The sequence below is a fragment of the Streptococcus bouchesdurhonensis genome (genome assembly GCF_948472335.1).
The window spans coordinates 79696-92059 of sequence record NZ_CAOKTW010000004.1 but is presented as its reverse complement, the minus strand read 5'-3'; the positions used below and the strand labels follow the sequence as shown (position 1 = coordinate 92059).

Annotated in this window: 8 protein-coding genes and 3 pseudogenes; all 11 read left to right on the top strand. The window is 33.9% G+C overall.

Annotated elements, in window-relative coordinates:
* Nucleotides 1-7: 7 nt before the first annotated feature.
* A pseudogene (locus QMQ21_RS07880) lies at nt 8-764 on the top strand (ATP-grasp domain-containing protein).
* 57 nt (nt 765-821) lie between these two features.
* Entirely contained in the window at nt 822-1649 is an 828-nt protein-coding gene (locus tag QMQ21_RS07875) for an ADP-ribosylglycohydrolase family protein (protein ID WP_050277243.1), read from the top strand.
* Between the two features lie 138 nt (nt 1650-1787).
* Nucleotides 1788-2671: pseudogene (locus tag QMQ21_RS07870) on the top strand (diacylglycerol/lipid kinase family protein).
* A 162-nt stretch (nt 2672-2833) separates the two neighbouring features.
* A pseudogene (locus QMQ21_RS07865) lies at nt 2834-4577 on the top strand (glycoside hydrolase family 13 protein).
* Between the two features lie 274 nt (nt 4578-4851).
* Nucleotides 4852-5307: a hypothetical protein gene (locus tag QMQ21_RS07860; RefSeq protein ID WP_000500478.1), complete on the top strand. Its 456-nt coding sequence runs from the start codon at nt 4852-4854 to the stop codon at nt 5305-5307.
* 444 nt (nt 5308-5751) lie between these two features.
* Nucleotides 5752-6228, top strand: a complete 477-nt coding sequence (gene pezA, locus QMQ21_RS07855; protein ID WP_050261634.1) for a type II toxin-antitoxin system antitoxin PezA — start codon at nt 5752-5754, stop codon at nt 6226-6228.
* Nucleotides 6228-6995, top strand: coding sequence for a type II toxin-antitoxin system toxin PezT (pezT, locus tag QMQ21_RS07850; protein ID WP_166735821.1), 768 nt, complete (start codon nt 6228-6230; stop codon nt 6993-6995). The genes pezA and pezT overlap by 1 nt, the downstream gene beginning before the upstream one ends.
* A 3-nt stretch (nt 6996-6998) precedes the next feature.
* The gene (locus tag QMQ21_RS07845; RefSeq protein WP_261814207.1) at nt 6999-8327 is read left to right on the top strand and encodes an ABC-three component system protein; all 1329 of its coding nucleotides are present in this window, start codon (nt 6999-7001) and stop codon (nt 8325-8327) included.
* A complete protein-coding gene (locus QMQ21_RS07840) occupies nt 8320-9042 on the top strand; it encodes an ABC-three component system middle component 1 (protein WP_138700919.1) in 723 nt (240 codons plus the stop codon). The genes QMQ21_RS07845 and QMQ21_RS07840 overlap by 8 nt, the downstream gene beginning before the upstream one ends.
* Nucleotides 9014-11668 (top strand): AAA family ATPase, encoded by a 2655-nt coding sequence (locus QMQ21_RS07835; protein WP_166735819.1) that lies wholly within the window; start codon nt 9014-9016, stop codon nt 11666-11668. Before QMQ21_RS07840 ends, QMQ21_RS07835 begins: the two co-directional genes overlap by 29 nt.
* Nucleotides 11669-12007: 339 nt before the next feature.
* Nucleotides 12008-12364 carry an SAG1252 family conjugative relaxosome accessory protein gene (locus QMQ21_RS07830; RefSeq protein WP_119919524.1) on the top strand — a complete coding sequence of 119 codons (357 nt, stop codon included), beginning with the start codon at nt 12008-12010 and terminating at the stop codon, nt 12362-12364.

Below are 12364 nucleotides of genomic sequence, written 5' to 3'. Positions count from 1 at the left end.
TGATGAAATGGTTGTTTATATTAGACAAAGTAAATTACCAAGTGAGGTTTCAATTAATAAATACAATGCTCAAGTAGGTGCCTACTTACAAGGAGAAGAAGTTATTTTATATCAATCTTTTTCTGAAATAAAAGAGTTAACAAGTGAAGATATAGTTGTAGATTATATAATGGAGACTAGAGCATTACTAAAAATGATGGGCTTAAACGTTCCTATTTATGACTATCCTATTGAGCTTAAAGAGTTTTATGGTCGAAAGATTTATGTTGGTATTTTAGGAGAGATTGTGAATATACCTGATAATTGGGGAAAATTTATTAAGCCTAAAGCTGGTTCAAAAGTCTTTACTGGAAGAGTTGTTAATGGAACCCATGATTTAATAGGTATTGGTCTACCTTTCGACTATCCTATATGGATTAGTGAGGTTGTAGAATTCATAGATGAATGGCGTTGTTTTGTGTTAGATGGTCGCGTATTAGATGTTCGACCCTATACAGGTGATTATCATGCACAATTTGATGCAAGTGTAATTGATGAAGCGATATCATGTTGGAAAGATGCGCCAATAGCTTATGGACTAGATATCGGTGTTACTCGTGATGGCAGAACACTTGTTGTTGAAGTAAATGATGGTTATGCATTGGGAAATTATGGCCTATCTCCTTTAAAATCAATCAATTTTCATAGAGCTAGGTGGAAAGAAATGGTAAAACCCTTTTGAAAAAAATGAAATTTTTAAAATCCAACAGGATGTTATTTTCTAAAATAAATATGGTAGATAACCAATATAAAAAGCATCAAAATGAACAAGGAGGAATCTGATGCTTGGAGCAATTATTGGAGATATTGTCGGTTCTGTTTACGAATGGAACAATATCAAAACAAAGGACTTTCCTTTATTTCGGAAGGACTGCTTTTTTACAGATGACACGGTTATGACTTGTGCTGTTGCAGAAGCAATTATGAATGGTGGACAAAAAGACGACTTCATTGACGCGATGAAGAAATATGGCAGAATGTATCCGAATGCTGATTACGGTGCTCGGTTTAATGCATGGCTAAACAGCGATAACCGTGAGCCTTATAATAGCTTTGGTAATGGATCAGCTATGCGTATTTCTCCATGTGCTTGGATCATGGACTGTGGTTTTTATGCGAAAACTGGTATATGGCCATCATCTAGAGGACTTACGAGTCTTTCTGCAGAGGTAACTCATAATCATCCAGAAGGTGTCAAAGGCGCTATGGCTACAGCTGATGCTATCTTTCTATGTCGTTTTTACTTTGGTGGTTATTGTAGAGAGTACGAGCAATCAATTAACGACAATCCTACAGAGTGTAAAAGACGAATTAAGGATTATATAGAAAAAGAATACGATTACAATCTATCTCAAACTTTAGATGAAATCCGTCCTAACTATCGTTTTAACGAAACATGTCAGGAAACTGTCCCTCAAGCCATTATCGCCTTTCTTGAAAGTAGAGACTTCGAAGATGCGATAAGAAATTCCATCTCACTTGGTGGCGACAGTGATACTCTCGCAGCAATCACTTGTAGCATAGCAGAGGCAGCTTACGGTATTCCTGATTGGATCAAGGATAAGGCCTATTCTTACTTGGATGAACCCTTAAAGGATGTAGTTAGGTGATGGGAAAATAGAATAAAAGCGTATTAATCTCCAGTACATCAGATTTCTCTTTTCTGTATTTTCATTGTATAATAGGATTACATTTACTTGCATACGACGAAATGTAAACATTTCTATTTAAAATTAAGGATAAAATCAATGAAAAAAGCAATGGTAATTATCAACCCCACTTCTGGTGGCGAGAAGGCTTTGGATTACAAAGAAAAGCTGGAGAATAAAGCAAAAGAATACTTTGAATATGTTGAAACCAAAATTACCGAAAAAGCGCTGGATGCAACACATTTTGCTGAAGAAGCTTCTCGTGAGCAGTATGATGCAGTGGTTGTGTTTGGTGGAGATGGGACTGTCAATGAAGTCATTTCAGGTATTGATGAGAGAGGCTACATTCCTAAGTTAGGGATTATCCCAGGCGGTACGGGTAACCTCATTACAAAACTTTTGGAAATCAATCAAGACATCGATGGCGCAGTTGACGAACTGGATTTTGATTTAACCAATAAGATTGATATCGGTAAAGCAAATGACAACTATTTTGGTTATATCTTTAGTATCGGTTCTCTGCCTGAGGCGATTCACAATGTTGAAATAGAGGACAAAACAAAATTCGGTATTTTAACCTATGCTGTAAATACCATGAAGTCTGTCATGACAGATCAGGTCTTTAACATTAAGGTTGAGACAGAAAATGGAAATTATGTTGGTGAAGCTAGCCATGTTTTGGTCCTTTTGACAAATTACTTCGCTGATAAGAAAATCTTTGAAGAAAACAAGGACGGCTATGCCAACATTTTGATTCTGAAAGATGCCTCTATATTCTCCAAATTATCCGTCATTCCTGATTTATTAAAAGGGGATGTTGTCGCAAATGATAATATCGAGTATATCAAAGCGCGTAATATTAAAATCTCTTCAGATAGTGAATTGAGTCAGATGTTGACGGAGATAAATCAGATAACCTACCTGTAGAAATCAAAGTCCTAGCTCAGCGAGTAGAAGTATTTTCAAAACCGAAAGAGGATTAGTATATAGAGAAAGCCTTTTTTAAGGCTTTTTGTATACTTTAAAAGATAGTTCCTTTAACAACGGACATTCCTTGCAAATAGTTTACAAAAATAGTATACTGGATTTATTGAGTTTAAAAACGTTTGCGTAAAATTTGAATGAATACTTTAGGAGACAAATTGATGGAATTGAGTGCTATTTACCATAGGCCTGAGTCGGAGTATGCCTATCTTTATAAGATAAGGATAAGAAACTCCATATTCGATTCGAACTAAGAAAGGGGACATTGAAAGCATCAACTTGCACTATGGGGACCCTTTTATCTTTATGGAGGAGTTTTATCAGGATACAAAAGAAATGGTCAAGATAACTTCTGGTACCTTATTTGACCATTGGCAGGTTGAAGTGTCAGTTGACTTTGCACGTATCCAGTATCTCTTTGAGCTCAGAGATACAGAAGGTCAAAATATTTTGTATGGCGATAAAGGGTGTGTGGAAAATTCTCTAGAAAATCTTCATGCAATTGGGAATGGATTTAAGTTGCCTTATCTTCATGAGATTGATGCCTGCAAAGTTCCTGACTGGGTTTCAAATACGGTATGGTATCAGATATTTCCTGAAAGATTTGCCAATGGCAATGCTCTATTAAACCCAGAAGGGACTTTAGACTGGGATTCATCTGTCACACCTAAGAGCGATGATTTCTTTGGTGGTGATTTACAGGGGATTATTGATCATATGGATTACTTGCAAGACTTGGGTATTACTGGACTATATCTTTGTCCCATCTTTGAATCTGCAAGCAATCACAAGTACAATACGACAGATTACTTTGAAATTGACCGTCATTTTGGAGACAAGGAGACCTTTCGGGAACTGGTGGATCAAGCGCATCATCGTGGCATGAAAGTCATGCTGGATGCGGTATTTAATCATATTGGTTCGCAATCTCTTCAATGGAAAAATGTCGTCAAAAATGGTGAACAGTCTGCTTATAAGGATTGGTTCCATATTCAACAATTCCCAGTGACAACTGAAAAGCTAGTTAATAAGAGAGACTTACCCTATCATGTTTTTGGTTTCGAGGACTATATGCCTAAGCTAAATACAGCCAATCCAGAGGTCAAGAATTATCTTTTAAAGGTTGCGACTTATTGGATTGAAGAGTTTAATATCGATGCTTGGCGTTTGGATGTGGCTAATGAGATTGACCATCAGTTCTGGAAGGATTTTCGTAAGGCAGTTTTAGCTAAAAATCCTGATCTTTATATCCTAGGAGAAGTCTGGCATACATCTCAGCCTTGGCTAAATGGAGATGAGTTCCATGCCGTCATGAATTATCCTTTATCTGATAGTATCAAGGACTATTTCTTACGAGGAATTAAGAAGACAGACCAGTTCATCGATGAAATCAATGGAGAGTCTATGTATTACAAGCAGCAGATTTCAGAGGTCATGTTTAATCTCTTGGATTCACATGATACAGAGCGAATCCTGTGGACGGCCAATGAAGATGTTCAACTGGTTAAATCAGCCTTAGCCTTTCTCTTTTTACAAAAAGGAACACCGTGCATTTATTACGGAACCGAGCTAGCCTTGACTGGAGGACCAGATCCAGATTGTCGTCGTTGTATGCCTTGGGAACGTGTATCAAGTGACAATGATATGCTGAACTTTATGAAGAGGCTGATTAAGATTCGGAAATACGCGTCAGTAATTATTTCGCATGGCAAGTATAGCCTTCAAGAAATCAAATCTGATTTAGTAGCTCTGGAATGGAAATACGAAGGACGGATCCTCAAAGCAATATTCAACCAATCAACAGAAGATTATCTTTTAGAGCAAGAAGCAGTAGCACTAGCAAGCAATTGCCAAGAATTGGAGAATCAGCTTGTCATCTCTCCAGATGGATTTGTGATTTTCTAAAAACTAGTTGATGAAGATTATGGTACATTTCATATCTTATATAGTATAATAAGGCTAGTTACTAAACTTGTAAAGGAGAACTTAAATGAATTGTAGAGGACATGAAACAAGACAAAGAATTGTTAGAGATTTTGAAGTTTAGCCTAAAGCACATATTAAGCTGTTAGCAAATCAACAAAAACATAGTGATGCAGGAGCAACTATTGAAGATGAATATTATGTATTTATCGCTGAGAGTAAAATTGATGGCAAGAAGGAAGTTATTCAGTGTTGCATGGGTGCGGCAAGGGATTTTTTAGAACTAATTAATCACAAAGGGCTACCTCTTTTTAATCCGCTTGTAGGTGATTCTCATGTAAATAATAGACAAGAATATGACAATACAGGGAGTGGAAATTTACAACCTGAAAAGTGGAATGAAACTGCAAAGCAGCTTTATAATGTTATAATGTGGTTGATTATTTTATGGAATGCTAAGCCGGATACACCTTTATTTAATTTTAAAGACGAAGTAATTAAGTATAAAACATATGAGCCTTTTGAAAGCAGTATAAAAAGAGTAAATACTACTATAAAGAATGGTAGTAAAGGGAAAACTCTGACTGAGATGATTAATGGCTACAGAGCGGATAACGATATTAGAGATGAAATTTGTAACTTTAATATTCTGAAAAATAAAATTCGTGATATGAAAGACCAACAAGGAAATACAATGGAATCTTACTTTTAGTTATTGTTGAATTTTGGGTATTCTATAAAATATCCTAATTGAGATTTAAATAGTAGACTATACAATATAGTTAAAATATCAGTAAAAACAACACTTTATTGAGGTATTGGATACGCTTTGCTAATAGCCTAATAATCACATGTGGAGTGTTGCTACAACGAAAAAGGTGATAATCCTTGATTTCAAGCTATTTTATAAGCATTTTGTCTTTGTAGATAAAGGCAATTTTGACAATAAAAATCCTAAAAGGTGAATCGTTATAGATGTATTTGTAGATATCGTTTGCGCATCGAAAAAATTAATACAAGAATAAATATTTATAGCTCTTTAGGTGACTTTTATAGAAGTAAAGTTTAGGATAGAAAAACAAGAAATAACGCACCATTTTTGGTGCGTTATGCTTTTTTATGCTATAATGGATTTATAAAAATAAAGGAGTTTGCTATGATTGGAAAGAACATAAAATCCTTACGTAAAACACATGACTTAACACAACCCGAATTTGCACGGATTGTAGGTATTTCACGAAATAGTCTGAGTCGTTATGAAAATGGAACGAGTTCAGTCTCTACGGAACTAATAGATATCATTTGTCAGAAGTTTAATGTATCTTATGTCGATATTGTAGGAGAGGATAAAATGCTCAATCCTGTTGAAGATTATGAACTGACTTTGAAAATTGAAATTGTGAAAGAAAGAGGTGCTAATCTATTATCTAGACTCTATCGTTATCAAGATAGTCAGGGGATTAGCATTGATGATGAATCTAATCCTTGGATTTTAATGAGTGATGATCTATCTGACTTGATTCATACAAATATCTATTTAGTAGAAACTTTTGATGAATTAGAGAGATATAGTGGCTATTTGGATGGAATTGAACGTATGTTAGAGATATCTGAAAAACGGATGGTAGCCTAATGGAAATCCAAGAGTATACTGATAGTGAATTCAAACATTCTTTAGCGCGGAATGTTCGCTCTCTGACAAGAGGAAAAAAGTCCAGTAAGCTACCTATAGCAATTTTGCTTGGAGGGCAAAGTGGTGCTGGTAAGACTACAATTCATCGTATTAAACAGAAAGAATTTCAAGGAAATATTGTTATCATAGATGGCGATAGTTTTCGTTCCCAGCATCCACACTATTTAGAACTGCAGCGAGAATATGGCAAAGATAGTGTAGAATACACCAAAGATTTTGCGGGGAAAATGGTAGAGTATTTAGTAACAGAATTGAGTCATTTGGGATACAATCTTTTGATTGAGGGAACTTTACGAACAGTTGATGTTCCAAAGAAAACAGCACAACTCTTGAAAAGTAAGGGATATGAAGTACAATTAGCCTTGATTGCGACAAAGCCTGAGCTGTCCTATCTAAGTACTCTTATCCGTTATGAAGAACTGTACATTATCAATCCAAATCAAGCACGCGCAACTCCAAAAGAACATCATGATCTGATAGTGAACAATCTAGTTGAGAATGCCCACCAGCTGGAGCAATTAGGTATCTTCGAACAAATCCAAATCTATCAACGAGATAGAAGTTGTGTATATGATTCAGAAACAGATGAAGGTTCAGCTGCCGCTGTTCTCCAAGAATGCCTTTTTGGAAAATGGAGTAAGGTGGAAGAGGAGATGATGAAGATGGGAAGGGAACAGTTGAGGGTGTTGAAAGTTAAAGGAGAGTAATGAGTGGCTGGGAAAAAGAATAATGCGACATCTAGTTGGAGTGGGTATAATCATCAAGGTAAGGTTGGTATTTTTCTTGCGTTGAAAGAACTAAGTGAGTTGCTTCAAAAAGATGAAGATTTCTGTAACTACTCTGTTCAATTTGAAAAAGAAGATGGTGAAGATATAGACATAGTACAGGGTGACATCGTTATTTCAAGACATCAAGTTAAAGCAAAGACAAAAGGAAAGTATCCGAATGACTATGTGGATGTATTGATAGGAATTAAAAAGAAAGTGGAGAATGATATTGAAATCATAGGAGGATTTAATACGGATGGTGTTAATGAAAATTCCAGATACTTACATACAGTTTGTTATGTTGAAGGGTTTGGAATTCCCAAAAAAAATTTTGAATTTTTATTTCAAAATCAGAGGGGAGCGAAGCCAAGATTTGTTGAAAATCCTTATAGAATAAAATTATATCAGTATCCCGATGGCAAAAAATATTGTGGATTGAGTGATGTTAATGAATCTAAAATAGATGGATTCTGTGAGACAGAAATAAAAAAATTGCTTGCGAAACTTAGTCCCAATCTCAAAAATGATGATGAGCATATTAAAGAAACTTTATTTGAATTGAAAGATTTACTCTGTACTAAAATCAGAAAGGCACATGAAACTGGAAGAGGTAGTTATCCTGTTATAAATTTTTCAGAGATTTATACTATCATCATTTCTATTCAAAAAAGAGAAAAGAGAGCAATTCATACAGCTAGAAATATGTTGGAGAGATATTGGAATCTCAACAGTAATAAGCAAAATAGTAATAAGCAAAATATTGATGCTTCTTTGATTACTGATCTAAATTTACCCGATAAAGGATTTCAACAGTTTCTTATTGATTTACATCCTCAAAAAGATATAAAGGGGGCATTGGATAATCAAACCATTTTTGAATTACTTGATCAAGACATTTTTGAAGAAATATTTTGTGAATTTTATAAAAATATTAATCAGGATTTTTTTGATATTTCTGAGCTACGTTATAATTCAACGAAGTCAAGCTTTCGACTGAGTTTAATTAATAAGAATTGCAAAAATGGAGAGGTGGGGGAACTTGTTCAAAGAATTAGAAATAATGAGCAGTTTCTAAAGGCGAGCTTTGACGTAGATTATCTTGTAAATGGTCGGATAAACTCACCTTTATTTGAGCAGAGTCAATTAGATAATGGTTTGGAGCCACCATATAGACAACGACCTTCTGATATGAATCGTCTATTTTCAAATCATCTTGAATTTATTGATATTGATAAAACGGTAAAAAAATTAATAGGAGAACAATATGAATGATTTTTTAGCTAGTATTATGGACTCTAGCGGATACAATCTGATTGAGGGTATCTCTTTGGAGCTATTTGGTAACGAACATGAATTTTTTCTTATTGAACATTTTGAGATAGGAGAAATTCAAGATTTTTTTAAAACTGAGAAATTAGAGAATTTGATTTCTCGGTTTCAAAAAGTAGATAATAAAATCCAAAAGAATACCTCCTTATTTATTTTAATAAAAGTAGATAATATTCATGAATTTTACAACCTTTACTTAAATAAAATAGTATCCATTGAGGAGGACGAATACTATTTCAGGAAGTATGTTATTTTTTATACCGAAGAAGGTCTTGTAGAACTAAAGCCTGATGCTGATTCTTTACTTCAATACATTCAAGAAAACGACGATGATTCAGATGAAGAAAGTTTATTTGATAAATTTGAGAAAAACATGTTTTTTGATGATAGCTATTTTATTGCTATGCAACTGATTATTAAGTTACCCTTTATTTCTCTCCCTCATTCCAATGACCACTTTGAAACAATTGAAGATAGAATAGAATCAAGAATCAAAATCGCGGAATTACTTCAGCAGGAAAAACAAGTAACTCAGATTTTAGAGTTGTTTAATAGTGATAAGATTGGTTCACAACTTGAAGATACTGCCATAATAGATAGTTTACAACAAATTTTGGAGGATGGAACTTGTGAAAATCAAGAAGATTTTACTTTATAATTTTAAGAATTTTAGACATGAAACGGTTATTGATTTTAGCGATAACATAACTTTCTTAGTTGGACCAAACGGATTTGGAAAGACGACTATTTTTGATGCAATAGAGCTAGGTTTAACAGGTGATATTTCTCGAATCAATCAAAATATTCCAGTGACTGGAGAAAATATCAAGTATAATAAACCTTTCTTCCAAAATGATATTTCTGACCCAGTGATTATAAAATTATGGTTGGAAAAGTCAAATGGTAATCAGTTGGTTCTTGTTCGAAAGTTGATAAATAATAGGCCAGACGGTGGAATTTTATACGCTCCGAAGAGGTCTATCGGTCAGTTTAAGTTGTTTCAGCAGGAGGAAGCAACTGATGAAAATTTTAGTAGCGTAGATAATGATATTAAATTGTCTGAAATAGACCAGACTACAATTGATAATTTTTTAGAAATTAATGGGGAATATAAACTTGCTAAGATTTTTAATCTGTTTAACTATATTCAACAAGAAGAAACGACATTTTTCTTGAAAAAATCTGAGAAAGATAGAAGTAACGATCTCTCATTTTTGGTAAAAACTGATGAGATAGAAGATAGAATAGGTAAGATTGAAAAAGTAAATAAAGCTATTAGCGATAATTTGGAATATCTTACTGATCAACAAGAGAAACTTACCCAGCAAGAACTGGATAACATCTCCTATCAAAGGTTGTTTAATCAACAGATCTTTCAGTTTGATAAAGAAAGTCCGTTTTCTGTAGACAACCTCAGTCAGTTAGATGATTTTAAAGTTACCATTCAAAAGATTATTGAATTTAAACAGAGTTTTTCTATTTTTGAATATCAACGAAAGTTGGAGAGAGAAAAGCGAAAGAAAGAAATCAATACAATTGACAGCGCTTTACAATTTGCTATTTTGTCTCCACTTGTTCAAAGACCTAATTATCAATGGCAGTGGGAAAAATACATTTTAGAGAATCCGATATTCTTTGAATACGTACTTTTAGAAAATTACCTTCAAACATTTGAGACTATCACTCATGAATATAGGCGAAAACAACAATTAAATCAATACTGGGAGAATCTATCTACTGATATTAATCAAATGACAGTGCAGACTTTTCAGTATGTTCAAAATGATAGGTTATCAAATGATTTTGAATCACTTAAAGTTCAATTAACAAGCTACCAGACGGTAAGAGAAAGTGTTGGACAAGCAGATAAAAATTTAAGTGATTTACGACAGTTACGGAGAAAATTTGGTGAAAAATTTGATGAGCTAAGACAACAGAATCATGTTGATGAAGATAAATGTCCATTTTGTAACAATCAGTTTGATTCTTTCGTTGATTTGAAGAGTTCTTATAATAATTACACAGATTACCTGACTGAAATTTCATCTAGAGATAGTCAGCGATTACAAGAAGTTCAATTATCATTGAATTCAAGAATCCAACAAGTGAAGCAAAAAATCACTGATGAAATAAACAGTCTTACTACCAACATAGATAAAAAACTATTAGATAGATTACAAGAATTGAGCGGTTCGTACCAAAGTTATTCTAAATATCTTGAGAATTTTAAAACTTTTATTCAGGCGTATACTAATATGGCACCTTATCAACTGGAGAATTTAGAATTTGATAACTATAATCATCAGTATCAATCTAGCTTACAAGAGTTTCGATCTAAATTGGTAGTTGATGATGATGTTTATAGTGTTTTAGATATTAATAGTCTGGAAAAGATAAAGGGACAACTGGACGACTTAAGAGAAGAATTTCCTGAATTGCAGTTTGAAACATACCAATTAGAATCAAGTTCATATTCGAAGATAAATATGGCGATGATTAATAGTCGATTGCATGAATTAAAACAGGCTATCCACTTAGCAATTGACGAAAAATATGCCATTAATGAGAATTTGATAGCAGATGCTGAGAATATATTTCCTACATATTTTCAAAGTAAAGTGGAAGTATTAGAGGATATTCGTATTGGAGATCTAGAGGAGAAGAAACTCTATATAGATAAGCAGTATAAACTAGTTCAAAATCAACAGTTCCAAGACTTATCACGTCGAATAAAAATATTGGAAAAAACTGCAGAACGGTTAAAAGAAATTCATACTATATATAAAGAAGAGGTGAAAAAGTTCAAAATAGGCATTGTTAAACAACTACGCATCCCATTCTTCATATACTCAGCAAAAATGTTGCAAAATTATCAACAAGGTATGGGGATTTTCTTAACGTACAAGAAAACAACGAGTAGTGATAACGAAACGGTAGCAATTATTAGATTTAAATCCGACACTAAAAATGATCATGATGTAATGAATCAGCTAAGTACGGGGCAGTTAGCTGTTGTGTCGCTTGCCTTTACTCTTTCTTTAAATACGATGTTCAAGCTATCTGATAATTTGAATTTCTTAATGATAGATGACCCTATTCAGGATATGGATGCGATGAATGTACTATCATTTATTGAGATTTTACGTCATGGTATTATTGAAAAGTATCAAATTATTTTATCAACTTATAATGATCAAAATGCGTTATTTATGGGATATAAATTTGCTAATTCAAATCCTCAACCTGATATCCAGTATAAAAATGTGCGTGAATTACAAGGATAATAATTTTCTTCGAGAGCATTTAGCTCTCTTTTTCTTACTCCCATTTTCAATTTTTGTGATAACTTTTCCAAATCATCCTTGTTATCCTAATATCATTCCTAAGAAAATCAAATTGTGATTTTCTCTGGGGGTTTGGGGGCAAAGCCACCAAGTTATCTTATCGTTGGCTGTCAAAACTAGAAGATTTTGGTCGGCTGGAGATATGATTTTTGGGATATTGTGGACACAATATCTGAGCTCGCAAAGCCTTACAAGATGATAGATTTTGTTTTTATAAGTTTCCTGTGGTTGACACGGGGTCGGGAATTATCCGACAATAGATAAAAGTGAGGAAGTAGCATGCCAGAACAATACAGAGATATTCGCAAAGAGGTTAATTTAACTGCAAATGAATTGGAAATGATTGAAGTGATGATGAAAAATAAGGGATTTGAACATTTTTCGCCCTTTGCTCGAAATAAATTGCTGGAGGAAGAGTTTGAAATGACTGCTGAAAAGTGGTTTTCCCTCTGGCAATCCCAAAAACTAGAACAAATCAGTCGTGACGTTCATGATGTTTTAATATTGGCACAGTCAGAACGTCAAGTTACTCAAGATCATGTATCTATTCTCTTAACCTGCGTACAGGAGTTGATTAAAGAAGTTGGAAACTCCATTCCCCTCAGCCAAGACTTCCGTGAGAAATACATGAGGTGA